The following is a 23,379-nucleotide window of genomic DNA, read 5'->3' on the forward strand; positions in this document are numbered from 1 at the left end:
TCGGTTCGATGCGAAAAAGCAGCCTTTTTGTCAACGGCCACTCAGGCGGATGCCGGTGCGGGCTTGTATCCGATGCGGCGGAGGATGTCGAGGTCGTCCAGCACCTTGCCGCAGCCGAGAATGACGGTCGAAAAGGGGTCGGGGGCTAGGATTACGGGAAGGCCCGTCGCTTCTACCAGAAGCAGGTTGAGGTCTTTGAGAAGGGCCCCGCCGCCCGTCAGAACGATGCCCCTTTCGATGAGGTCCGCCGAGAGCTCGGGAGGGGTCCGCTCCAGGGTGACGCGGACCATCTCGACGATGGCGCCGATCTCCTCCGAGAGCGCGCCGCGGACATCGCTCGAATCGATGGTCAGCGTGCCCGGGATGCCGCTGACCAGGTCCCTTCCCCTGATCTCGAAGGATTGGGGGGAAGCGGACGGATGGGCATTGCCGATGGCCAGTTTGATCGCTTCGGCCGCGCTGCTTCCGATGAGGAAATTGTATTTTCTCTTGATGTATTGCAGGATCGCCTCGTCCATTTTGTCTCCGCCGATCCGGATGGAGCGGCTGAGAACGATTCCGCCGAGCGAAATGACGGAGACCTCCGTTCGGCCCCCGCCGATATCGACGATCATGCTCCCCGTAGGTTCGATGAAAGGCAGCCCGGCCCCCATTGCGGCGGCTAGCGATTCTTCGATCAGGTGGACTTCCCGGGCGCCGGCTGAGAGCGCGGTCTCCCGAACGGCCCTTTTTTCGACCGGTGTGATGCCTGTCGGGATCGACATGACGACCCTCGGTTTGACAAGCCCCCGGCGGCGGTCGATCAGGGCGATGAAGCCCCGGAGCATGGACTCGACTATCTCGAAATCGGCGATGACGCCGTCCCGGATAGGACGGACGGCCGAAATCTTCTGGGGCGTGCGGCCGATCATCTGCTTGGCGGCGTTTCCGACGGCGAGGACCTTATGATCCCTCCCGCCGTTGCGGGAGATGGCGATTACAGACGGTTCGTGGAGGACGATGCCTTTTCCCTGGACGTAGACAGAGGTGTTGGTCGTCCCAAGGTCAATGGCGAGATCGTTCGAGGAGAGTGCGAGCGAATATTTCGAGGGCATGGCGGATTCTTCTCGTGGAGCGAAATGCCGGCGCGTCCGCCGGGGCGGGAGCGGCGCAGCAGGTTCGAAGGATAGTTCCTCGTGTCATGCAATGGGCGGGACTCAAGCTTGCTCAAAGATGATAGTCCCCGGCCGCCTCCGGCTGATACAGGATTTTCGACACCTTGAAATGTTTTTTCCCGGCGGGGACGTCCCATTGAAAAATCGAACCGGTTCTGTATCCGAGCATGGCCGTGCCGATCGGAGCCAGGACGGATATCTTGCCCTGCGATATGTCCGCATCCTTGGGAAAGACCAGAGTCAGAATCTTTTCCTCCTGGTTTTCCTGATCTACGAGACAAACCTTCGAATTCATGGTGACGACGTTGTCGGGGATTTGGTTCGGCGGGACGACTTCAGCATGAGACAACTCTTCCTCCAGCTTTTCCAGGTAATGCCGGTCCTGGGAAATGGATTCCTCGGCCTCATCGATCAGCTGATTCAGACGTTCGAGGTCATACTGGGTGATGTAGATCGTTCTCATGCTCATGGTTTGTCTCCTTGCGGGGCTGGTTTCCACTCGCCGGTCGACTGTGGGATATCGGCCCCGTGTTCGCGCGGCCGTCAAAATGGCCGGGTTCCGTTTCATCAGTATTCAGGGGATGGAAACCGCCTCCAGCTGTCCACCCGGCAGGCTGTTCCGGATCCTGGCGGCCGGGAAACAACGGATCCGGCCGCCTCTGACGCAAAGGGCCCACCCCCGTGAAGCGATGGTCGGCGGACGGACGGTTTTCTCGCCGGTGCAGGTGAAGCGAAACAAAAAGCTGTCCGTCGCCCGGGTCTTCACGAAGCTCAGGCCACTTGGCAAGATTGTGATGGATTGGCGGCCGGCTGTAAACGGCAAAAAATTGACGGGAAGATACCAGGCAAAACCTGCGATTCAGAGGGTGGACATCAGGAAGGACCGCAGGTTGGTCTTTCGGTCCTTCAGCTGCAGCTTCCGCCGCAGGTTGGACCGGTGAAAATCCACCGCGCGCGTCGAACTGTTGAGAAGGTCCGCGATTTCCTTTGTGGTCTTTCCCTGGCGGATGAGTTCGGCCACGCGCAGCTCCGTGGGCGTGATGCCGAGGCAGATATCCGTGAGCCGTCTTTGAAATCCCGAAGCGACGTTTTTGAGACTTTCCTCGATGAACTCGAGGACCTCTTCCCGCCCTTCGGACAGCCCTGCTGATCTGAACTGATTCAGATACGGAAAGATCAATTCCTTGATGTTTCTTGCGATGTTTTCCTCCAGTTCGGCCCGATCCTTCTCTCTCTGACGCAGGAGGACCTTCAGCGCGGTGTTGACCTCCTGGAGTTCCTGGTTCTTGACGGCGAGTTCTCTTTCACGATGCCGGAGCGTTTCTTCGGTTTTGAGCCTCTCGATGACACGTCCAAGGGTCTCGGCCACCTCGTTCAGGAGATTACGTTCTTCGCGCAGGAAAGGGCCCTCGAACTCCGGGGGCGTCTTTTCGCAGTAAAAGACAGCCACATGGCCGACAAAGCGGCCGCCGACCTTGATCGGCTGGCTTTGGACCCAGGGGGTCTCCTTGAAGCGGCTCGATGTCGCGGTCATCGAATCCACTGCGACACGGGCGCAGGCGATCTCCGGATACTGCCATGCGGAGGGCAGGATGGCTGCGGCGCCCTCGAGTATTTCCCGGATCGAAGCGCCGGTTTTCTCTATGAGCCTGGAGATGCCGTAGAGGCAGTCGAGCTCTTTGAGGCGCTCCTCGAGCTCGCGGGTCTTTGCGCGCAGGGCCGCTTCCGGGGAGGGCCGGTCCCCCGCTCGATCCTGGGCTGTCAGGTCTTGGGGTTTGGATTCGTGAGGATCCGGTCGCTGGGGCATCGGTTTACCCGTCGATGGTTGTTTCAGCCTTGCGGGGGTCTGATGCCCCGCTGCGTGGCCGTTCCTGAAGATCGTCGCTGCCGGCGCCCGCCGCATGGAAATTTGCCAGGGATTACGCAGGCCCCGCATCCGGCCGCTTTTCCTCGGGCTGGAGACAGCAGGGTTTTCAAGGCGCTGCTAAATGTTTGATTTGATAATGTTTATAAAACACAGGCGCCGGAGGTTTTCAAGCTAAAAATCGGGGAAGGCGGCATGGTCGAACCTGCCCCGTAACGCAGCCCCGTCCCGGGGTGTCGCAGCGGATCGTTTACTTTTTGCTTGCATATCTTTAGCTTATTTTCTATATATATAAAAATTTTCCCCGATAATGATGCCTTGAGCGCTTTAGAGGAAGGCCTTTTTGACTTCGAAGGACCGCGCATGGCGGGCGGCTGGGGGGCGGATCGCAAACCGCGCGCGGGCGGGATGTTGAGGAGAGTGCACCGAGGTGTTGCGGAAGAGGTTCTCGGACAGAATATTTTAATTGTTCGTATTGATGATGGGGCATACGGATTGATGCAGTTTTGACCTCCGATGCCTTATTTTCTTTTCATAGCCCGTATTTTTTGACCGGTGAGGGCTCGACGGCCTGATGCGGACAGAAGGAACAGATGAGCCACCGTATGGAAAGTGTATCCAAACCGGCTGATGAGGCGCCCGAAAAACAGGAAGGACGGACGGCGATAGAGGTTCTGCGAGCCTCGGGGGTGAAGTCCCCGGAGCGGATCGTTGCGGTCAGGGTCGACGGAGTGCTGCGGGACGTTTCCTGCCCCGTCGGCTCGGCGGAGGACGTGGCGCCCGTCTATCTGAATTCAGAGGAAGGTCTCGACATCCTTCGGCACAGTGCGGCGCACGTGATGGCCATGGCGGTGCGGAGCCTTTTCCCCGGCGTGAAAGTGACGATCGGGCCCGCGATCGAAGATGGTTTCTACTATGATTTCGATTACGAGCGGCCCTTCAAGGAAGAGGACCTGCCGGCCATCGAAGAGCGGATGAAGGAGATCATCCGGGAGGATCTCCCGTTTTCGCGCAAGGAGACGTCGGCTGAAGAGGCGATTCGGCTCTTCGGAGGAGAAGGGGAGGCCTACAAGGTCGAACTGATCGAAGATCTGGGCGAAGAGCGTGTGTCCCTTTACACCCAGGGGGATTTCACGGATCTGTGCCGCGGGCCGCATATCCCTTCGACGGGGATGATCAAGGCCTTCAAGTTGATCAAAGTGGCCGGGGCTTATTGGCGTGGGGACGAAAAACGCGCCATGTTGAGCCGGATCTACGGAACCGCGTTCGCCGACCCCAAGGCGCTCAAGGAGTATCTGCGCCGGGTCGAAGAGGCCCGGAAACGCAATCATGTCAAGCTTGGACCGCAGCTCGGACTGTTCAACACCTATGAGGAGATCGGGGCAGGGCTCGTCGTCTGGCATCCGAGGGGTATGATGCTTCGCTATCTCCTCGAGGATTTCGAGATCAAGGAGCACCTGAAGCGCGGGTACGAGATGGTCAAAGGGCCGGAGATCCTGAAGACCGAACTGTGGCAGAAGTCCGGGCACTTCGATAACTATCGGGAAAACATGTATTTTACGACGGTGGATGAACAGTCCTATGGGATCAAGCCCATGAACTGCCTCTCTCACATGCTCATCTACCGGTCCCGCATTCGAAGCTACCGCGAACTGCCGAAGCGTTATTTCGAGCTGGGGTGCGTCCATCGCCACGAACGCTCCGGCGTGCTGCACGGACTCCTGCGGGTGAGGGAGTTCACCCAGGACGACGCGCACATCATCTGCATGCCGGATCAACTGAATGACGAGATCAAAGGGGTCCTGGCTTTCGTCAAGGATGTGATGGGGATCTTCGGGTTCGAATACGAGCTCGAAATCAGCACGCGGCCTGAAAAATCCATCGGCAGCGACGAGGATTGGGAATTGGCGACGAACGCCCTCAAGCGGGCCATGGACGACAACGGCCTGCCATATGAGATCAACGAGGGGGACGGCGCCTTTTACGGCCCCAAGATCGATGTCAAACTGAAGGACGCCCTGGGAAGAAAATGGCAGTGTGCCACGATCCAGTGTGATTTTACATTGCCTGAAAGGTTCGATTTGGTTTATATCGATCAGGATGGACAGCGCAAGCGTCCGGTGATGATCCATCGTGTGATTCTCGGCGCCATCGAACGGTTCATCGGTATTCTGATCGAACACTACGCCGGCGCATTCCCGGTGTGGCTTGCTCCGGTTCAGGCCGTCGTATTGACAGTGACCGACAGGAACACCCCCTATGCGGAGGCTGTCCTCAGCGGTTTGAACGCCGCCGGGGTGCGTGCGAAAGGGGATTTCAGGAACGAGAAACTGGGCTTCAAGATCAGAGAAGCCCAGATGGAAAAGATCCCCTATATGCTGATCATAGGGGACAAGGAATGCGAAGAGGAAGGGGTGACGCCCCGCCTTCGCAGTGGTGAGAATCTTCCGTTCATGAAGGTGGAAGATCTCGTTCGACGTGTACAGGATGAAACTCGAAGAAGGGGGTAGCGGCCATAAGTAAACAAGCTGATGAGGTAAGGGTGAATGACCGGATCTTTGCCAAGAGCGTCAGGTTGATTTCTTCCGACGGCACCCAGTTAGGCATTCTGCCCGTGCGGGACGCGCTCAGAACGGCCAAGGAAGAAGGTCTGGACCTGGTGGAAGTGGCACCCAATTCGGATCCGCCCGTGTGCCGGATCATGGACTACGGGAAGTTCAAGTATCAGACCAGCAAGAAGGTCCAGGAGACGCGGAAGAAGAGTCGTGGCCTTCAGGTCAAGGAAATCAAGGTCAGGCCCAATACGGAAGAGCACGATCTGGATGTCAAGGTCAAGAACCTGATCAAGTTTCTTGAGAAGAAGAACCGTGTCAAGGTCACCGTAACCTTCCGGGGGCGGGAGATGGCCTACATCGATGCGGGCGTCGAGGTTCTGAAGCGGGTGGCTGAGGCGGTCGCCGAGTTCGGGACCGTAGAGGAGGAGCCGAAGCGGGAGGCGCGCAACCGGATGTGCCTGGTGATCGCTCCAAAGTAGCTTCATCCGGACAGGGCCTGCGGCCCGATCTGGGCCTCAGTGGGTGCCTTTACCGGTCCGACGGTCGAGGGGACCCTGGGGGGGGCTGTTCTCTATTTGTCTCAGGGCTGAAGCCTTGTTTCAAACATGACTGGATGCTGGGGCGCGGCACCCGCTTCCGAGTGGACCTGAATGCGGTTTCGATCCGGAAGCACTTTTTTCTTCAGTCATTGGCCCGAAAGCCCGAGCAGGAGCTTTGCGGGGCAAAGTGATTTTCGTGCCCGCTCCCGGGGCCGGTGAACACGCCTGCAAGCCGGAGCGGCGCGGGGCTTCCGCCCCAGGCCGCGGCGGTTCCGCGGGACAGGCGGCGTTAGATGTGATTTTACCCAATATGTTTTGATGGAGGATGACGGAATGCCGAAGATAAAAACCAACCGTGGCGCTGCCAAGCGTTTCAAGACCACGGGAACGGGCAAGCTGGCCAGAAACAGGGCTTATGCGAGCCATATTCTGACGAAGAAGAGCACGAAGCGGAAAAGGAACCTGCGCAAATCCGCATTGGTCGACGCCACCAACCGTAAACAATTGCAGAGGCTTCTGCCTTATCTCTAAGGCGTTTGGCGGCTCGTCGGCCGCCTCCTTTTTTTGAGGAGGTCCATAAAAGGCGCATGGAGAGCTGCCGGAAATGCCGAAGGCGGAAAGTTGCTTTTTAGAAAACGAGGTTAACGATGCCAAGGGTAAAAAGAGGCTTCAAGGCCAGACAACGAAGAAACAAGCTCCTCAAGGCCGCAAAAGGCTACCGCGGCGGGGCGTCCAGACAGCTGCGGACGGCCAAGGCCGCTGTCAACCGGGCGCGCGCCTATGCATACAGGGATCGCAAGGTCAGGAAACGGGAGTTCCGCTCGCTCTGGATCGTGCGGATCAATGCGGCGGCGCGGCAGAACGGTATTTCTTACAGCCGGCTCATGGGCGGGTTGCAGAAGGCCGGGATAGAGCTGGATCGAAAGGTGCTTGCCGACATGGCGGTCAACGACCCCGCCGGGTTCACGCGCCTGGTCGGTGCCATTCAATAAGAGAACCGATCCCCCGGATGCACGATGAGAGAAAAACTTCCAGTCCTGGAAAAGGAGGCCCGCGAGGCGCTTGCACGCGCGGCCGATGCAGGGGCCCTCGAGGCCTTCAGGATCGCCTATTTAGGTAAAAAGGGCCTGATCACGGCGCTCATGAAGGGGCTCGGTGCGGTCGCGCCCGAGGAGCGGCCCTTGCTGGGTAAACTGGCCAACGAGCTGAAGCAGCGTATCACGCAGGCCTACGAAGAAAAGCGTGAGGCGATTGCAGCGTCGGCCGGCGGGTCGGAGCGTTTCGTGGATGTCACCCTGCCGGGAAGGGAGCCGCCGTGCGGCCATTATCACCCCATCAGCCTGGTGGTCGAAGAGGTCTGCCAGATCTTTGCGCGCATGGGATATCGGGTGGTCAAGGGCCCGAATGTGGAGCTCGATTACTACAATTTCGAGGCCCTCAACATCCCCAGGGACCACCCGGCGCGGGACATGCAGGATACCTTCTACGTGACCGACAACGTCGTGTTGAGGACCCATACCTCTCCGATGCAGGTCAGGGTCATGGAAAGCCAGGCGCCGCCCGTCAGCGTCATCGCTCCGGGGAAGGTGTACCGGCGGGATTCGGATGTGACCCATACCCCGATGTTCCATCAGGTGGAAGGCCTGCTCGTGGACCGGGACGTCACGTTCGGGGACCTGAAGGGCACGCTGACCACCTTTGTCCACCAGATGTTCGGCTCCGGCACCGGGCTGCGTTTCCGGCCGAGCTTTTTCCCCTTCACCGAGCCGAGCGCCGAGGTGGACATCCGCTGCGTGATCTGCGGCGGGGCCGGATGCCGCACGTGTTCCCAAACCGGATGGCTGGAGATCCTGGGGTCGGGCATGGTGGATCCAAACGTGTACGGTTTTGTCGGCTATGACCCGGAGGTTTACAGCGGCTTCGCATTCGGAATGGGCATCGAGCGGATCGCGATGCTCAAATACGGCATAGACGACATTCAGCTGTTTTTCAGGAACGACACGCGTTTTCTGCGGCAGTTCTGATTTCCTGTCCATCCTGTCCTACCTTAGATCCCAGGCATGGAAACGATCGGTCAATTCAATGAAAGCAAGCCTGAACTGGTTGAAAGAATACGTTGATATCTCTCAGAGCCCCGAAGAGCTGGCCCAAATCCTGACGATGGTCGGCCTGGAGGTCGAGGGATTGGAGCCCCACGGCGCAGGACTGGACGAAATCGTCGTCGGGCGCATCCTTGCCGTCTGGCCGCATCCAGGAGCGGACCGGCTCTCCCTTTGCCGGGTGGACGTGGGGGGCCGTGAGCTGCACATCGTCTGTGGCGCCCCGAATGCAGCCGAGGGCGTGTTTGCGCCCGTGGCCTTGCCGGGTGTTCGACTGCCGGGCGGTATGAAGATCAAGGCGGGCAAGATCCGCGGCGAACTGTCGGAGGGCGTGCTGCTGGCCGAGGACGAACTGGGCCTGACGGAAGACCACACCGGGATCATGGAACTGGATCCCTGTAAGCCTGGCAGCCGGTTGATCGATGTCGTGCCGATCGTCGATCATGTTCTGGATATCAGCATCACGCCGAATCGTCCGGACTGCGCCTGCATCATTGGAATCGCCCGCGAGATCGCGGCCGCCCTGGGGACTACGGTTCGGAAACCCGTGCTGCGTGCAGGCGGCAAAGGCCCGGGGATCGAGTCCCTGGCGCAGGTTGAGGTGCAGGACGCGATAGGCTGCCCACGGTACGTCGCCGGGATGATCCGGGGGGTGGCTGTCTGCAAGTCGCCTTTCTGGATGCGCTATCGGCTGTTGCTTTGCGGAATGCGCGCCATCAACAACGTCGTCGATGTGACCAATTATGTTCTGCTCGAGATGGGGCAGCCCCTGCACGCCTTCGATTACCACAGGCTCGGCGGCCGCCGCATCGTCGTCCGGCGAAGCCTGGAGGGGGAGCGCTTCGTTACGCTCGACGGCGAATCCCGCACGCTGAGCGGGGAGACGCTGATGATCTGCGACGGAGACGGGCCGGTGGCCATCGCGGGCATCATGGGCGGACTGAATTCTGAAATCGTCTCCGAGACGCAGGACGTCCTCATCGAAAGCGCCTGCTTCGATCCGGTCACCATCCGGCGCGGGTCCAAGTTCCTGGGGCTGTCGACCGAGGCATCTTACCGCTTCGAGCGGGGGACGGATATCGAAGGCGCCCCCGATGCGCTCTGGCGTGCCCTGGGGCTCATGAAAGACCTCGGCGGAGGCGAAATGGCATCCGGATCCCTGGACGTCTACCCCCGGCCTTACCAGGCCCCCGAGATCGTGCTGCGGGTGGAACGGACCAACCGGTTTTTAGGCTCGGCGCTGTCGGGCGAGAGTATGGCACGTTATCTCCGGAACCTGGAGATGCGGGTCGAGACGATGGACGGTGACCGTTTGCGTGTGCTGCCGCCGGCCTTCCGCGTGGATATCTCAAGGGAGGTCGACCTGATGGAGGAGGTGGCGCGCGCCGACGGCTATGACCGGATCCCGGTGACCGTTCCCCATGTCCGCCCCTCCGCGGAGCGCGATGCCCCGGAGATGCCTCTGGGGGCCGAGGTGCGCCGCATCATGATCGGGCTCGGCTTCAGCGAAGTCATCACCTACAGTTTTGTGGCGCCGACCTCGGCCGACCTGCTGGGCGCTTCGGCAGACAGCCCGCTCAGGGCCTTTGTTCCGCTTCTCAACCCCCTGACAACCGAGCAGTCGGTTTTGAGGACCTCCCTGATCCCCGGGCTGCTGGGCGCCGTTCAAACCAATGTCTTTCAGCAGGAAAGAGGGCTCCGGCTCTTTGAGTGGGGCAAGGTCTTTACCGCCAGGGAAGGCGAGCCTCTGCCGCTCGAGCGTCTGCGGTTGGCTGCCGTCATGACGGGGCCGCTCCACGAAAAGACCTGGTACGGCGAGGAGACGCCCGTCGATTTTTATGACATCAAGGGCGTGCTGGAGGCGTTTTTGCGCGGGTTCGGGCTGGGGTCCTGCCGCTTCGACCGTGCGGATGATGCCTTTCCAGGGTTCGACCCCCGGGTCTGCGCTGTCGTCACCTGCGGCGAAGACAGGCTTGGGGTCGTTGGCAAGGTGGACAAACGCGCCATGGCGGCGCTGGACATCGAACGTGAAGTGGCCTATTGCTTCGATCTGGATGCGGAGGCCCTTGCGAGGCAGGCGGACCGCCGCCGGCTCTTTCAGCCGCTCGCCAAGTTCCCGGCTGTCTACCGGGACATCTCGATGATCTTCGACTCCGATGTGGAGAGTGCACGGGTGCTTGACATCATTCGCGCATCCGGGGGAAAATGGGTCGAGTCCGTCAGGATCTTCGACCTGTACGAGGGGGAGAAGATGCCGCCCGGCAAGAAGGCCCTGGCTGTCAGGGTCTGCTACCGCTCCGGTAAGAAGACGCTGGACGGCGCCGCCGTGAATGCCTTGCACGAAAAGGTGATTGCGGCCATCGGCCAGGGGACGGGGGGAAGACTCAAGGAGGGCTAGCGGGATGGAGCTGATCCCTGATGATAAGCGCTATTTTCGCATCGGCGAAGCCAGTCGTATCATCGGTGTGGAGCCTCACGTCCTGCGCTATTGGGAGGGTGAATTCCCGCAGCTTCGGCCCCGGCGGGCCGACTCCAGACAAAGGACCTATCAAAGAAAGGATCTCGAGGTCCTGCTCGAGATCAAGAAGCTGCTCTACGAAGACAAGCTCACCATAGAAGGGGCCCGCAAGCGGCTGGTCGAGGGCCCCCGCCCTCCGAAGGCCCTTGACGAGGGCTTCCTCGCCGAGCTTCAGGAGGAGCTTCGTCTGATCATCAAAATCCTCAGCACATGAATGACCCGTCCAACGCGGCCGGCGGCAGCTCCCGCGCACCGGCCCGGCCCCTCCAAGGCGGCAGCCGTCTTTGGCGCACCGCCTGGACGCCCCTCGTTTTAACCCTGTTTGCGATCATCATCTGGAAAGGCTTTGCGAAGGAAGCGAGCCGCGTCACAGGGCCTGACGGCTGCATGAGCTGCCACGGCGAAGTGACGGATCCGGACCCCTCCCACCCACCGGCCGCTTTTGGATGTGCGGTCTGCCATCTCGGCAATCCCTATGCGCTTGACAAAGACCGGGCCCACTTCACCATGGTGCGGAATCCCGGCGATCTTTCGGTGGTCCCGAAGACCTGCGGAAGGGAGAAATGCCATGGGGACATCGCCCTCAGGGTGCAGAACAGCCTGATGGCTACGAACCGGGGGATCCTGAAGACCATTCAATCCCACTGGCTGAAGACGGGCGAAGCCGTGCCGGCCCTGCCGACGAGTGCGATGCTCGGCAATCCTGTGGACGGCCTTTCTGTTCCGGACCTGATGGAGGCCGGCGCCGCCCCGAATCTGGCAGTCGACCACTACCGGAAGATGTGCGCCGGCTGTCATCTCTGGAAGCCGAAATGGGACCGGCCGGGTGAAGCCGGGCTGCGGGGCGGCGGCTGCAGCGACTGCCATGTCCGGGATGCCGCGAGGGTCCGCCTCGAATCGGCGGAGGGTAAGTATGAGCACCCTTCCATCACCACGCGGATTCCGAGCGAGAACTGCATCAAGTGCCACAACCGTTCAGCTCGGATCGGATTGTCCTACGCCGGACGATTCGAGTCGGAGGGCTACGGCACCCCGCACCAAGGGGGGCGCCTCGGCAGCCGCACCCTGTCCGGCGGGCGGTACTTCATGGAGACGGCTCCGGACATTCATCTGAGCAAGGCAGGGATGGTCTGCATCGACTGCCACACCGCGGCGGGGCTGATGGGGGACGGAAAGATCTACGACCGGATGCGGGACCAGGTGGACATCTCCTGCCGGGACTGCCATCGCCCGAACCTGATCGATGGCGCCGCCTCGGATGACCTGGCGCGGCGGCTCCTCGATTTGAACCGCCGGGTGCCTTCGTTCGAGGGGCGGCGCATCGGGCTGACCGCGCGGGGGAGCCCGCTTTATAACCTCCAGGCCGGGGACGGGCGGCAGGTCCTGTATCGCAAGATGGATGGCGTGCCGGTGGAGATGAAGGCCTTTGAAGACAGGAAGGCCTACCACACGCTGAAGGGCCACGAAAGGCTCTCCTGCCAGGCCTGCCACAGCGCCTGGATGCCGCAGTGCTACGGCTGCCACCTCGAATACATCCCCTCCGAACGCCAGAGGGATTGGCTGACGGGGAAGGAGAGCGACGGCGGTTGGTACGAGAGCCGGTCCTACATGCGGTTCTCCAAACCGACTCTCGGAGTCGTGAAGGATTCCGGACGCATCTACCCCGCAACGCCGTGCCAGGTGTTCGCCTTGTTCGGTCCGCGTGCGGAAGGGGAAGAGGCCGGGTATTTGCGGAGCCTGAGTCTGAGCGGCTTCGATCCGCATACGACCGCCGCGGCGGCGCGCGACTGCATTGCGTGCCACGCGGACCCGAAGGCCCTGGGCCTGGGGGAGGGGGTGATCTACCGGCGGGAGGGGCGATGGGCCTTCAGGGCGATATCCGGCGGCGGTCCGGGCTCTTTGACAGCCCCGCTCCCGCTCGACGGGTTTACGACCCTTGGGGGCGCGGATGCCGCACCCTATCGGGGCGGCACGCGGCCTTTCAACGGCGTGGAACTGGAGCGCATCCTCGCGGTCGGCCTTTGTTTAGGCTGCCATCGGACCTACGAGGACCCGATTTACGGCGATTTCAAGCAGTCGAAGGAGCGCTTCGGCCGGGAGGAAGGGCTGCCGTGCAGAGGCGGGGCTCCGGGGGGCCGAGCATGCAGGTAGCTTTGGTTCTGCGGCTGGCTGTGGCGGTGGTTTTCTGCATCCCCGCTGCGGCCAAGGGGGCCGTCGGCGCCCCGGACGGCTTTCGCCGCTGCCTTGAATGCCATTCCGGGATCGAACGGCTCGACGAGCGCCACGACTTCGAGTGCGGCGTTTGCCATCTGCATGCGGAGGACCGTGCGGCCGCCCCGCTTGCCTCCCACGAGGCCGTGATCCGCAATCCGTCCGACCCGTCCCATGCCGATGCTTCCTGCGGGGGATGCCACCGGGAGGAGATCGCGCGGCTGCGGCAATCGCTGCACGGGACCCTCGCCGGGATCATCAACCAGACCCGCTTTCTCTGGGGCGCGCAGAGTGCCGCCGAACCGCCGGTTTACGGCATGGGAGGGGGCCTCCGGCCGATCCCCGAGCCGCAGGAGGGCGGGTACGCCGGAGGCGATGACCAGTCCGTTCTGGTAGATGATTTTCTGCGCCGGCGCTGCCTCGGCTGTCATATCGGCACACAGGGGCCTTCGGGCTACGGCCTGCACCGCGGAACGGGCTGCGCCGCGTGCCATGTCCCTCATGACGCCTCCGGACGGTACAAAGGAAATGACCCTGTCCTGGACCGCGGTCGTACAGGATATGCAGCCAGACACGTCTTCGAGCGCCCGATCCCAAACGAGAGGTGTCTGCGCTGTCATCGACGCAATCATACAGGGGCGGATTACGAGGGGCTTTTCGAGCGGGATCTGAGCCGGGTCTACCGGCCGCATGGCTTTGGCGAGCCGTTGGCGGTGAATCCTGCCGAGCCGGGATATCATCAACTTGCGAAGGATGTGCATGCCGAAAGAGGGATGCTCTGTGTGGATTGTCACGGGAGCGGGGAAGTCATGGGCGACGGCGGAGTCTATGCCTCTCAAAGGGTGTCTCCCGGCCGCGGGTGTGAGGACTGCCACGGCGGCTGGGAGAAGGCCGCAACCCGGGGTGACATCCCAGCGGGCGTAAAGCGGTTCGAGGTTTCGGGGGGCATTCATGAGAAGGAGGATCGAGCGACTCCTGCCCATGAAAACCAAGGAACGGCGGAACCGGATAAACGCAGCGTCTTCAACAGCAAGGGAGGAGGCGGCAGACGAAATCTTCCCCTGTTCGACCGAACGGTGCCTGCCCACGAAGTTTCGGGGCACCGGCGGGTGCGTTGCAGTGCGTGCCATGCGCAGTGGTCTTTTCAGGACTACGGCTTGAGCGTGGTTCGGCTGGATCTCCTTTCCGGAGAGGACTGGCGCAGGCTGACGGCACAGGGAGATCCGGATCTGCAGGACGTGCTGGAGGCCCACCTCGCACAGCGGGGCGGAACGACTCATCCGGAATCCCTCGACCGGCTGAGCGGGCGGGTCCGCCCTGGGATCTGGTTGACGGGGTGGCGTTTCAGACGATGGGAATGGCTGCCCCTGGGCGTGGATCACGAGGGGCGCATCTGCGTGATGCGGCCGCGCCATCAGTACCTGGTGAGTTATGTGGATCGAAGCGGGAATGTGCAGCTTGACAGTGTCATTCCACGAAGAGGGGACGGGTCGGGCAGAGGATGGGCGTTCATGCCCTACGTCCCGCACACGGTCGGGCCGGTCGGCCGGCCCTGCGAGGCATGCCATCTGAACCGCGTCTCGGCGGGCTTGGGGGTGGAGGCGGACCCGACCATCGACACCGTTTTGACGAAGGTCTCCGAGCCCGCGCTCAAGCGCTTCCGCCTGCTTGACCTGCGGGAGATCGAAGCCCTTATGAACCCGCCCGAGGAATGGGGCGGGATCCGCCTGAGGGCGCTCGGCTGTGGGCAGGACCTCCTGGCCCCGACAAACCCCTCCGGTTCAAGTGAAGAGGACGGCCGGTGAGGGCTGACCGGTGAGCCCCGCAGGGCCTGCCAAGCGGGTGGCATGCCTGAGTGGTTCGGGGCCTTGCATCGGAAGAACGGGGTCCGGCCGGGCTCCGATTGTTGTCCGGCGCCTGCTTGGCCGCTAGAGGGGACAGGTGAGAATATCGCGCGGTGTCCGGCTCATCAGACGGTGGCCTTCGGCGGTGACCTGGAAGACGCTCTCGATGCCCGCGGCGAAGGCATCCTGGAAGTTGAGTTTGGGCTCCAGCGCGAATACCATGCCCTCCTGCAGGACCTCTTGTTTGCCAAGGGCGATGATGGGCGGCTCGATCAGTTCGACTCCGATCCCGTGGCCGATGAAACGCACCTTTTCGCCGGGCGGTCCGAGAAAGGCGTCTTCATAACCGAGCGCGGAGGCCTTCCGGCTGGCGCAGTCGAAAAGCTCATTCATGCTGACACCGGGGCGAACGGCATCGAGGACGCAGTCATGGACCTCCGTGATCGCCTTGTACGCCTCGCGCGCCTTGTAAGGCATGTCGCCCAGGACGAGCATGCGTGTTTCGTCGAAATGGTAACCGTTCAGGACGTAGCTCAGATCGGCCATGATCGGATCGTGCGGCTGAATCTTCCGGGGGCCGGCCCCGCAGGGAAAGGCGGGCGAAGAGCCTTCGCCGCTCATGGGGGAGTCGAGCAGGCCCAACTTGCCGCCGTTCGGCCCGCTGAGGATGTGCCAGGAATACCCCTCCGTCTGATAGTCGCGGACCCGGAGTTTGCCAGCGTGCCCGAGTTCCCGCGCATAGCCCTCGACCATGCTGGCAAAAGCGATCTCCGACAGGCCGGGGCGCAGATGGGCCTGCATGAATTGGAAGCATCGATAGGAGAGGTCGGCCGCATCGCTTATCCGGTCCATCTCCCAGGCCGATTTGATCATGCGGGTTTCGAGGATCAACGGCGAGGCGTCCAGGCATTCCCTGCAGCCGAGCAATCCCCGGTAGAAGCGGAACTCGTTGACGGGCATGACGTCGAGTTCCATGCCCATCTTGGCAGGGTAGGGCTGCGTGTGGGCGGCAATGAGGTCCGGAATGTTCTTGACCGAAGGCAGCGGCACGATCCGGCGGATGGCTGATTCCTGCCTGGCGCGCGGCAGGTAGCGTTTGACCATGAGGAGGGGGTCTCCCCCGACGGGGACGAAGAGCACGCCGTTTTGGGCGGTGCCTGTGAAGTAGAACAGATCGGCTCTTTGCACCACAAGCAGTCCGTCGAGATGGGCACCAGCGAGTTTGGCCTGGATTTTCCGGATGCGGGCGAAGATCTCGTCGGCGGGGATCGGAAATACGGAAGACGGCGATATATTTTCGGAACGATTCGATGTGCCTTCGGAAAAATTCATTTTTCTGACTTAAAAATCTGTTTTTTTGGGTTCCACGCCGCAGGCGGCGCACTGAGGGGCCAAGCTCTATCCTAGTTATTGGCCAAAAATCCTCATTTCCGGATTGGAAACTGGGTTCTACCGGGAAATCATTTCCGGATGGATACCAGCTAAGAATCCTCGTTTCCGGCCTGGAAGCTATTGCCTTTGCAAAGTTTTACTTCCGGACAGACGCTGTTCTACAGTTCAAGGTCCTGATTTGAATTCCCGATAGTCTATGCAGACTGGATTTGTATTGGACATTGAATTTTGTTTCAAAAAATATATATAATCTTTCAGTAAGTTTCATGGTGATGCTTCTGGAGGAACTGCCAATAAAGCTTATATTATAATAAAAAGGCAAGGAATATGAAATCCAAATCCTCAAGCTCACTCATGGAAGGAACCATACGAAGCTCGAGATCCGTATTTTGAAACAATTGGGTTATCCTGGAAAACTCCAAACTCTAAATTCGCAGATGGTCGATAACGTCTGTAAAGATGGCATGGAATGTCCAACGTCAGGCATTTCCGGACAGACCATGAACGGGTAAGTTATGGCGATTGAACAAGGGGTCGTCGAGCAGGTTTCGGATGCGCAGGCCCATATCCGGATGCAGCGGAGCCCGGCTTGCGCAAGCTGCGGTTCGCGGCACATGTGCTACAGCGATTCGAATGAAGATCTGCTCGTCGAAATCGACAATACACTGAAGGCCAAGGTAGGGGACCGCGTGGAGGTCAGCATGCCCACAGGATCGCTGTTGCGGCTGTCAGTGCTGGTTTACTGCGGTCCGATCCTGGCGATGATAGCTGGGGCCTATGTGGGGCAGACCTGGGCAGAAGCGCTGGGCGCCGAGCCCACTCCAGCCTCGATCCTTGGAGGGATCATTGCGTTGACTGCGGCCTTCATCGGCCTCAAGCGCTACGATCGAGCCGCGAAGGCAAAAGGGCGGTTCCTCCCCAAAATGACCCGTATCCTGCCTGGCCAGCCGGCTATCGACTGCCCAGTGACGCCTCCCGCCGATAACAGATAAGCCCGCACTGCAGACAGCGGCCGGCCTCCGTCCGCGCCTGCTCCTCGCTGTAACCGAGGGCGATTTCAGCCGACGGATCGTTCACGAGTTCCTGGGGCGGTCTCTCGGGCATCCTCTCACGCGGGGCTGAACTTACGGGTTCCAACTGGTCGAGGCTCAGCACCCGCGTATCCTGGCGGATCATATGGGCAGGGGCGATGACCTGCTCGGCATTCAGGAAGTGGTGAAGGGATGAAGCAGCGCGCCGCCCAGCGCCGATGGCCTCTACAACGGCCTTGTAGTCGCTCGTCACTTCCCCGGGCCGGAATATGCCGATGTCTTCCTTCGCAAACGGACTGGCGTAAGGGAAAAGGGTTTCCCACTTGACCGCGGTGGATGCGCTCGTTGAGGCCTCTCCCTCGGAGGGCTGCTTGACGTATATCAGTTCCGGGAAACGGCCGGCACCGACGATGATCGTGTCGATCTGAAGCATGATGGGCTCGCTGACGCCCTCGGCGCCGTCCATGTTCGGGGTGATCTCGGCCTGCGTCAGACGGTCTCCCTCACCGATCATGCGAGTCAGCGCGCTCCCATGATAGAACCTGACACCCTGCTCCCGGGCCTTGTTCAGCAGATCAGCCGGGTAATGGGTGTTCTCCTGGGTGGTGCGGACCACGAGATAGACCTCGTCGGTCCCCTGTTCTTTGCATGTGAGGGCCATCTGTATCGCGGCGCGGCCCCCGCCGAGGATCATGACGCGATTGCCGCATTGGAACGGCTCCCCGGCTTGGGCACGCAGCGCCAGATCGATCAGGAGCCGTACGCCCGGAAGAGGCGTGAGCGGCGCTTCCGGGCGGCGCTCCGTCAACTGGGTGTCCCATCCGCCGGTGGCGATGACGACGGCTTCATACCCCTCCGCCATGAGGGAGGAAACGGTAAAGTCGGAGCCTAGGCGTTCCCCCGTATGGGCCGCAATCCCGGCGTCGAGGATGCCGTCGATTTCCCAGTCCAGGACGTCTCTCGGGAGGCGGTTCTCGGGCAGACCGATCCTCAAGAGACCGCCGAGCACATCTTTCGATTCGAAAACGGCGGCGTCGTGTCCGAGGCGGTTGATGAGATAGGCCGCTGTCAGGCCTTCGGCTCCGCCGCCGATGACCGCAATGCGATGGCCGGTTTCGGGCGCCCTTGGCACATGGACCCTTTCACCGGAACGTCTCTCGTAATCGGAGGCAAAGCGCTTGAGGTGGTTGATGGCCACCGGTTCGTCGACCAGATTCCTCCGGCATTCGAATTCACAGGGATGCACGCAGATCCGCCCGCAGACCGCAGGGAAAGGATTGGTCCTCTTGATGGTCCGGACCGCTTCGAGGTATTCCCCGTCGCGGATCTGACGGATATAGACCGGAATATCGATGCCGGCCGGGCAGGCGCGTTGGCACGGGGCCGTGCATTCATCGGTGATGTATTCGTGGAGGATTCGGCGGGTGTTGGAACTGAGCGTGATGATCCCTTTGGGGCATACGCGCTCGCAGGTTCCGCACCCCGTGCAGCGCGTCAGGTCGACGACGGGAAGATTGTCTTCGCCCATGGAGAGGGCGTTGAAGGGACAGGCCCGGACGCAGGTGCCGAGACCGAGGCAGCCGACCGGGCAGATCTTCGAACCTCCGTTCAGGAGAACCGCGGCCCGGCAGTCCTGGATGCCGTCGTAAAGATATTTGAGATCGGCCTTGTCCCACCCGTAGGTGCACCCGGGCTTGGCCAGGTCCGGTTCGCGGGCGGTCACGGAGACGCCGAGGATCCGGGCGATCTCCTGGGCCAGCTCCTCACCGCCGGCGACGCAGGAACTGGGCGACGATTCACCCGCAACGATGGCAGCAGCGTTCGCACCGCATCCCGGGTAGCCGCAGCCGCCGCAGTTCGCGCCGGGCAGGGCTTCACTGACAGCCTCGACCTTCGGGTCTACGTAGACGTAAAAAATCTTGGATGCAGCGGCAAGGCCGGCGCCGCAGAGCAAGCCCAATCCGCCCAAGAGTAATAGACCGCCAAGCATAACATGCCTCCTCTAAAGCCTGCTCGCGGATCCACGGGAACCCCCCGGATCGAATTGCTCGAGCAGGCGTGATGGCTCCAAGACCGAAGTCGTGCTCCTGGGGCCGACGATGATAAGAACCGACCTAAACCATCCCCTTGAAGGCCAGAAAAGCCAGGGACAGAAGTCCGGCTGTCACGAGCCCGATCGAGGTGTCTTGCAGGGGCCGGGGAACGCGGGCGAGCAGGATTCGTTCACGCAGCCCCGCAAAAAGGACGAGGGCCAGGCCGAAACCCGCCGCGTAGGAGAAGGAAGACACCAGCGTCTGCATGAAGGTGTATTCCTCTTTGATGTTGATGAGACAGGCACCCATCACGGCGCAGTTTGTCGTGATCAAGGGCAGAAAGATGCCGAGCCCGGCGTAAAGGGCAGGGATGCTTTTCCTCAGGAACATCTCGACGAATTGGACCAGGGAGGCAATCACCAGGATGAAAGCGATGGTCCTCAGAAATCCGAAGCCGTAGGGTCTCAAAAGGAAGTATTCGACCACCCAGGTGATGGCGCCAGCCATGACAAGGACGAAGATAACGGCCATGGCCATGCCGACGGCGGTCTCCATCTTCTTGGATGTCCCCAGAAAGGGGCAGTTGCCCAGGTACTGCGCCAGCAGGATGTTGTTCACAAAAATGCAGCTGATCGCCAGCAGGATGTAGTCGCCCATATGAGTCTCTCCTAACGCCGCGGGAAGAATGCGCCGCGGTTCCTATTTTTTGCCCAGCATGTTCATTCCCGCAAGCATGAGGCCGAGGCACACAAAGGCCCCGGGAGCTTGCACCATAAAGGTGAAGGGCTGGAAAGAGGGGCCGAAAAGCGGGATATTGTAAAAGGTCCCGTTCCCGAGTATCTCCCTGAGAGCAGCGAGGGCGGCGAGGGAAAGGGTAAAGCCGATACCGATCCCGAGTCCGTCGGCGAGAGAAGGGAGGAGCTTGTTTTTGAAGGCAAAGGCCTCTGCACGACCGAGAACGATGCAGTTCACCACGATCAGGGGGATAAAGATGCCCAACTGCAGGAACAGGGGATAAGTGAAAGCCTGCATGAGCAACTCGACGACGGTGACGAAGGTGGCGATAACGACGATAAAACAGGCGATTCGAACCTGCTTCGGGATGACGTTTCGAAGAAGGGACACGAGGATATTGGAGCACACGAGCACGAAGGTCGTGGCGATGCCCATGCCGATGCCGCCGTCTACGGACTTGGTTACAGCCAGTGTGGGACAAAGGCCGAGGACCAGCCGGAAGGGCGGAATCTCAGCCCAAAGCCCTTTGGTAAATTCCTGGACAACTGTTTTTGCCATTTGCCTAGTCTCCCCGGCTTACGCCTGCATCTTCTTCACGATTTCGGATTTCAAACGCTGATAGATTTGACCAGCCGCATCGACAGCGGTTGCAACGCCTTTGGACGAGACGGTTGCACCGCTGATGGCGTCCACCTTCCCGCCGTCAGACTTGACCTTGAAGGTCTGGGCGATGTCCAGACCCTGGAACTGCCGGCTGAAGGCCTTGTCGGTTTTTGCCCGTGAGCCGATACCGGGCGTTTCACTGTGAGTGGTCACCCCGATGCCGACGATCTTGTCGGTTTCAACATTGACGGCCACCATCACGCCGATGTCGCCGCCGAAGCCGCCGCCGTAGGTTTCGAAGGCGACCGTGTCAGGCTTCCCATCGAACTTGCCGATAAAGAAGCTTCTTTCCGTTTCGCCGTCCTGGAGTTTGAAGCGGTCGATGAGGGGATCGTTGGTGCAACCGTCGAGGATCTCCATGATGGCCGGTCCCTTGACGAACAGCAGTTGCTGGTACTCGATCCGGTCTTTGGTGCTGTTCTGCAAGGCGGTCAGGAGGCCGCCGGCAAGGGCGCTGAATATCACAACCGAAAGGAAAAGCCTCAGCATTTCACGCATTTTGAATATCCCTCCCCATCGCTTTGGGTCTGATCTTGTCGAGCAGCGGGTTTGCGGCATTCAAGAGGAGAACGGCGAAGACCACTCCGTCGACGAAGGCCCCGATGTTGCGGATCAGGACGGTCATGACACCGCCGGCCAGGCCGTATATGAGCATGGGTACGAAATTGATTGGAGATGAGGAATCTTCGGTCGCAAGGAAGAAGGCCCCGATCAGCGTGTAGCCGGTAAGCAGGTGGAAGAGGGGCGGGGCGTACTTCTCCGCGTCGCTCAGGTTGAACAAAAGGGCCGCCAGGAAAACGCCCACGAGGAACGAAACAGCGATTTCCCAGCGGATGAATCCGCGCAGGATCAGATAGATGCCTCCGATGATCAACCCGAGGCCGAATGTGGCCCCGATCGCACCGGATTGGCCTGCCATGAGAAACCCCGTGACATCGTAGTCCGCAGCGGCGCCCGCCCCAAGGAATTTGACGGCGCTCAGGGGATAGATCATGTTGAAACCGAGATTGTAGTCAACCAGGGCGGCGTTGAATTCGACCAGGGATTTCCAGGAGAGCATCAGGATGGCCAACCCGACCAGGGGCGGATTGAGGGGGTTGCAGCCTACGCCGCCAAAGATCATTTTACCGATGACAACGGCCGCGAATGACCCGACGATGACAACCCACCACGTGACCCCGGCAGGCAACAACATGCCGAGGATCATCCCGATCACGGCGGCATCCAGATCTCCGATACTCACAGGGCGGCGGGCTGCGAGGTTGAAGAGCCACTCCCAGATCATAGCTGAGGCGACGCTCAGCGCCAGCACGGCCAGGGCGGGGATCCCGTACTGGTAAACGCCCATGGCGACCGCAGGCAAGGCAGCCAGCAAGATGTTGGCATTCTTGTTGGAGAGGCTGCTGCCGTTGTGCCAGAAGGGGGCATGCGAGCCGACTAAGAGTTTCTGGTTAAGCATGGGCTTCCTCCTCGCCCCTCATCTGGGCAATCTCGTATTTGCCGAGCATGATGTAGTGAAAGAGCGGGATATGAGCGATGCAGACATAGCTGCAAAGGCCGCACTCGATGCAGGAGAAGAGGTCCCAGTCCCGTTCGGCCTCATCGTAGAGTCTGTTTTCGAGAAAACGGACCAGCATGTTCACTGGTATTCTTGCAGGGCAGACACGAACACATTCCCCGCAGTTCACACAATGCGTGTCATCTGCACTCTTGACCTGCAGTTTGTCCTGCAGGAGAAGACCGGTTGTGCTCAGGAGGATTGGAAAATCCTCGGAAAAAAGCGCCTGCCCCCGCATCAGACCGCCGCTGATCAGCCTGTCTCCGTGTTCCGTCGAGAGTTGAAGCACCTCGAGGACATTGCGGATCGGTGCGCCGACCCGGGCCTTGACTTGATGAGGTCTCATGGTCTTATCGAAGACGCTGAAGACCTTGTAAACCGGGATGCGCTTCAGGCTGAACGCCTCCCCCAAGAGGGCCACGGCATCAGCCGTGACGAAGACGGCGCCCGACCCTGCCCGCTCGCCCCCGCCGGTCTTGCCGAGGAGTCTTCGTATAAGCAGGGGCTTGAGCGTCTCCGGGTAAATCGGATCGATCAGGTGGACCTCTGCCCCGGCGCGGTTCGCCGCGCCGCCGAGATCGGAGGGGGCTGCAAGGAGAACCCTGGCGGAGGGCGCCGCCCCCTTGAGCTGTGCAATGCCGTTTTTAAGGGCATCGGCAGCGCCGGTCAAGGCATGGCGGTTGTTTGCGACGAACAGGTCATTCTCGAGGGCGCTGATGAGAATCGTCGCCGTCCGGTCATTGACGGCAGCGAGGGGTTCAAAGATATCGCCCCCCGGGAGATTGCTCAAATGGGCTACGGCGCCCTCGAAATCGCCCCGGTCGACCTTTTCGCCGAAACCGGGGTCCCATTCGTCTTCCGGTTTGATGTCCACCGCGAACGAGGTGTATTTTTGGCCCATGTATCCGGTGTATTCGTCGATCGCACGGATCGCCCCCGTGAGCGGGGAAACCAGAAAACGCTTGTCGTCAAGGATCGATGAGAGTTTTTGCCCCGTCCTGATGGTGTCTCCAGGGCGCAGGCCGAGGGTATCCTTGAGGGGGCCCTGCTGCGGGAAAAAGAAAGTTCCGGTCTGCGGGGTGGGCATCTCCAGCGGCGCGGTGGACGCCTCGGTCCACAAAACCGGGGATTTCAGCCTGGGCTTTGTCAGGCTGAGAAAGGATCTCTTCAACATAAACACCTC

21 protein-coding genes are annotated in these 23,379 nt (G+C 60.8%); 11 read left to right on the plus strand and 10 right to left on the minus strand.

Annotated elements, in window-relative coordinates; translation table 11 throughout:
• Positions 1-41: 41 nt before the first annotated feature.
• The 3 genes from H567_RS0112970 to H567_RS27255 form a co-directional block, all read right to left on the minus strand.
• The gene (locus H567_RS0112970; protein ID WP_028321724.1) at positions 42-1,094 is read right to left on the minus strand and encodes a rod shape-determining protein; all 1,053 of its coding nucleotides are present in this window, start codon (positions 1,092-1,094) and stop codon (positions 42-44) included.
• A gap of 112 nt (positions 1,095-1,206) precedes the next feature.
• Complete coding sequence (rnk, locus tag H567_RS0112975) at positions 1,207-1,623, minus strand: nucleoside diphosphate kinase regulator (protein WP_028321725.1); 417 nt, start codon at positions 1,621-1,623, stop codon at positions 1,207-1,209.
• A 390-nt stretch (positions 1,624-2,013) separates the two neighbouring features.
• Complete coding sequence (locus tag H567_RS27255; RefSeq protein ID WP_084517273.1) at positions 2,014-3,090, minus strand: helix-turn-helix transcriptional regulator; 1,077 nt, start codon at positions 3,088-3,090, stop codon at positions 2,014-2,016.
• A gap of 189 nt (positions 3,091-3,279) precedes the next feature.
• Here H567_RS27255 and H567_RS28585 point away from each other — a divergent pair, with 189 nt between their 5' ends.
• The 10 genes from H567_RS28585 (at position 3,280) to H567_RS0113040 (ending at position 14,745) form a co-directional block, all read left to right on the plus strand.
• A complete protein-coding gene (locus H567_RS28585) occupies positions 3,280-3,528 on the plus strand; it encodes a hypothetical protein (RefSeq protein WP_153306183.1) in 249 nt (82 codons plus the stop codon).
• An 83-nt stretch (positions 3,529-3,611) separates the two neighbouring features.
• Positions 3,612-5,528: a threonine--tRNA ligase gene (gene thrS, locus H567_RS0112995; protein WP_028321727.1), complete on the plus strand. Its 1,917-nt coding sequence runs from the start codon at positions 3,612-3,614 to the stop codon at positions 5,526-5,528.
• Positions 5,529-5,533: 5 nt separating this feature from the next.
• Complete coding sequence (gene infC / locus H567_RS0113000; protein WP_035254387.1) at positions 5,534-6,052, plus strand: translation initiation factor IF-3; 519 nt, start codon at positions 5,534-5,536, stop codon at positions 6,050-6,052.
• A gap of 393 nt (positions 6,053-6,445) precedes the next feature.
• On the plus strand, positions 6,446-6,643 hold the full coding sequence (gene rpmI, locus H567_RS0113010; RefSeq protein ID WP_028321729.1) for a 50S ribosomal protein L35: 198 nt from the start codon (positions 6,446-6,448) through the stop codon (positions 6,641-6,643).
• A 116-nt stretch (positions 6,644-6,759) separates the two neighbouring features.
• On the plus strand, positions 6,760-7,104 hold the full coding sequence (gene rplT, locus H567_RS0113015) for a 50S ribosomal protein L20 (RefSeq protein ID WP_028321730.1): 345 nt from the start codon (positions 6,760-6,762) through the stop codon (positions 7,102-7,104).
• Between the two features lie 24 nt (positions 7,105-7,128).
• A complete protein-coding gene (gene pheS, locus H567_RS0113020; RefSeq protein WP_028321731.1) occupies positions 7,129-8,136 on the plus strand; it encodes a phenylalanine--tRNA ligase subunit alpha in 1,008 nt (335 codons plus the stop codon).
• 58 nt (positions 8,137-8,194) lie between these two features.
• Positions 8,195-10,609, plus strand: a complete 2,415-nt coding sequence (gene pheT / locus H567_RS0113025; protein WP_028321732.1) for a phenylalanine--tRNA ligase subunit beta — start codon at positions 8,195-8,197, stop codon at positions 10,607-10,609.
• Positions 10,610-10,613: 4 nt separating this feature from the next.
• A complete protein-coding gene (locus H567_RS0113030) occupies positions 10,614-10,943 on the plus strand; it encodes a MerR family transcriptional regulator (RefSeq protein WP_028321733.1) in 330 nt (109 codons plus the stop codon).
• Positions 10,940-12,880, plus strand: a complete 1,941-nt coding sequence (locus H567_RS0113035) for a hypothetical protein (RefSeq protein WP_028321734.1) — start codon at positions 10,940-10,942, stop codon at positions 12,878-12,880. Before H567_RS0113030 ends, H567_RS0113035 begins: the two co-directional genes overlap by 4 nt.
• Positions 12,871-14,745 carry a hypothetical protein gene (locus H567_RS0113040; protein ID WP_153306184.1) on the plus strand — a complete coding sequence of 625 codons (1,875 nt, stop codon included), beginning with the start codon at positions 12,871-12,873 and terminating at the stop codon, positions 14,743-14,745. The genes H567_RS0113035 and H567_RS0113040 overlap by 10 nt, the downstream gene beginning before the upstream one ends.
• 123 nt (positions 14,746-14,868) lie before the next feature.
• Here the strand turns inward: H567_RS0113040 and H567_RS0113045 are convergent, their stop codons facing one another.
• Positions 14,869-16,116 carry a M24 family metallopeptidase gene (locus H567_RS0113045; protein ID WP_051184823.1) on the minus strand — a complete coding sequence of 416 codons (1,248 nt, stop codon included), beginning with the start codon at positions 16,114-16,116 and terminating at the stop codon, positions 14,869-14,871.
• Positions 16,117-16,691: 575 nt separating this feature from the next.
• On the opposite strand from H567_RS0113045, the gene H567_RS0113050 reads away from it, so the two are divergent.
• Positions 16,692-17,168, plus strand: coding sequence for a SoxR reducing system RseC family protein (locus tag H567_RS0113050; RefSeq protein ID WP_028321737.1), 477 nt, complete (start codon positions 16,692-16,694; stop codon positions 17,166-17,168).
• On the opposite strand, the gene H567_RS0113055 is transcribed toward H567_RS0113050, so the two are convergent.
• The 6 genes from H567_RS0113055 to H567_RS27260 all read right to left on the minus strand — a co-directional run bounded on the left by H567_RS0113055 (position 17,128) and on the right by H567_RS27260 (position 23,370).
• Positions 17,128-19,197 (minus strand): FAD-dependent oxidoreductase, encoded by a 2,070-nt coding sequence (locus H567_RS0113055; protein WP_028321738.1) that lies wholly within the window; start codon positions 19,195-19,197, stop codon positions 17,128-17,130. The two genes, H567_RS0113050 and H567_RS0113055, sit on opposite strands and share 41 nt — an antisense overlap.
• Positions 19,198-19,321: 124 nt before the next feature.
• Positions 19,322-19,897 carry an electron transport complex protein RnfA gene (locus H567_RS0113060; RefSeq protein ID WP_028321739.1) on the minus strand — a complete coding sequence of 192 codons (576 nt, stop codon included), beginning with the start codon at positions 19,895-19,897 and terminating at the stop codon, positions 19,322-19,324.
• A gap of 42 nt (positions 19,898-19,939) precedes the next feature.
• Positions 19,940-20,533, minus strand: coding sequence for an electron transport complex subunit RsxE (rsxE, locus tag H567_RS0113065; protein WP_028321740.1), 594 nt, complete (start codon positions 20,531-20,533; stop codon positions 19,940-19,942).
• Between the two features lie 18 nt (positions 20,534-20,551).
• The gene (gene rnfG, locus H567_RS0113070) at positions 20,552-21,136 is read right to left on the minus strand and encodes an RnfABCDGE type electron transport complex subunit G (protein WP_028321741.1); all 585 of its coding nucleotides are present in this window, start codon (positions 21,134-21,136) and stop codon (positions 20,552-20,554) included.
• On the minus strand, positions 21,129-22,097 hold the full coding sequence (locus tag H567_RS0113075; RefSeq protein WP_028321742.1) for an RnfABCDGE type electron transport complex subunit D: 969 nt from the start codon (positions 22,095-22,097) through the stop codon (positions 21,129-21,131). Before H567_RS0113075 ends, rnfG begins: the two co-directional genes overlap by 8 nt.
• Positions 22,090-23,370 (minus strand): 4Fe-4S dicluster domain-containing protein, encoded by a 1,281-nt coding sequence (locus H567_RS27260; protein WP_051184825.1) that lies wholly within the window; start codon positions 23,368-23,370, stop codon positions 22,090-22,092. Before H567_RS27260 ends, H567_RS0113075 begins: the two co-directional genes overlap by 8 nt.
• Between the last annotated feature and the right edge of the window lie 9 nt (positions 23,371-23,379).

It is taken from the genome of Desulfatiglans anilini DSM 4660 (assembly GCF_000422285.1).
In the GTDB taxonomy this organism is placed as follows: Bacteria; Desulfobacterota; DSM-4660; order Desulfatiglandales; family Desulfatiglandaceae; genus Desulfatiglans; species Desulfatiglans anilini.

Excerpts from the sequence above, each read along its gene's own strand:
- pheS (WP_028321731.1), top strand. The coding sequence starts at position 7,129 with ATGAGAGAAAAACTTCCAGTCCTGGAAAAGGAGGCCCGCGAGGCGCTT.
- H567_RS0113075 (WP_028321742.1), bottom strand. The coding sequence starts at position 22,097 with ATGCTTAACCAGAAACTCTTAGTCGGCTCGCATGCCCCCTTCTGGCAC.
- H567_RS0113045 (WP_051184823.1), bottom strand. The coding sequence starts at position 16,116 with ATGAATTTTTCCGAAGGCACATCGAATCGTTCCGAAAATATATCGCCG.
- H567_RS0113055 (WP_028321738.1), bottom strand. The coding sequence starts at position 19,197 with ATGCTTGGCGGTCTATTACTCTTGGGCGGATTGGGCTTGCTCTGCGGC.
- pheT (WP_028321732.1), top strand. The coding sequence starts at position 8,195 with ATGAAAGCAAGCCTGAACTGGTTGAAAGAATACGTTGATATCTCTCAG.
- rnfG (WP_028321741.1), bottom strand. The coding sequence starts at position 21,136 with ATGCGTGAAATGCTGAGGCTTTTCCTTTCGGTTGTGATATTCAGCGCC.
- H567_RS27260 (WP_051184825.1), bottom strand. The coding sequence starts at position 23,370 with ATGTTGAAGAGATCCTTTCTCAGCCTGACAAAGCCCAGGCTGAAATCC.
- rpmI (WP_028321729.1), top strand. The coding sequence starts at position 6,446 with ATGCCGAAGATAAAAACCAACCGTGGCGCTGCCAAGCGTTTCAAGACC.
- rplT (WP_028321730.1), top strand. The coding sequence starts at position 6,760 with ATGCCAAGGGTAAAAAGAGGCTTCAAGGCCAGACAACGAAGAAACAAG.
- rsxE (WP_028321740.1), bottom strand. The coding sequence starts at position 20,533 with ATGGCAAAAACAGTTGTCCAGGAATTTACCAAAGGGCTTTGGGCTGAG.
- thrS (WP_028321727.1), top strand. The coding sequence starts at position 3,612 with ATGAGCCACCGTATGGAAAGTGTATCCAAACCGGCTGATGAGGCGCCC.
- H567_RS0112970 (WP_028321724.1), bottom strand. The coding sequence starts at position 1,094 with ATGCCCTCGAAATATTCGCTCGCACTCTCCTCGAACGATCTCGCCATT.
- H567_RS0113050 (WP_028321737.1), top strand. The coding sequence starts at position 16,692 with ATGGCGATTGAACAAGGGGTCGTCGAGCAGGTTTCGGATGCGCAGGCC.
- H567_RS0113035 (WP_028321734.1), top strand. The coding sequence starts at position 10,940 with ATGAATGACCCGTCCAACGCGGCCGGCGGCAGCTCCCGCGCACCGGCC.
- H567_RS0113030 (WP_028321733.1), top strand. The coding sequence starts at position 10,614 with ATGGAGCTGATCCCTGATGATAAGCGCTATTTTCGCATCGGCGAAGCC.
- rnk (WP_028321725.1), bottom strand. The coding sequence starts at position 1,623 with ATGAGCATGAGAACGATCTACATCACCCAGTATGACCTCGAACGTCTG.
- H567_RS0113060 (WP_028321739.1), bottom strand. The coding sequence starts at position 19,897 with ATGGGCGACTACATCCTGCTGGCGATCAGCTGCATTTTTGTGAACAAC.
- H567_RS0113040 (WP_153306184.1), top strand. The coding sequence starts at position 12,871 with ATGCAGGTAGCTTTGGTTCTGCGGCTGGCTGTGGCGGTGGTTTTCTGC.
- H567_RS27255 (WP_084517273.1), bottom strand. The coding sequence starts at position 3,090 with ATGCGGGGCCTGCGTAATCCCTGGCAAATTTCCATGCGGCGGGCGCCG.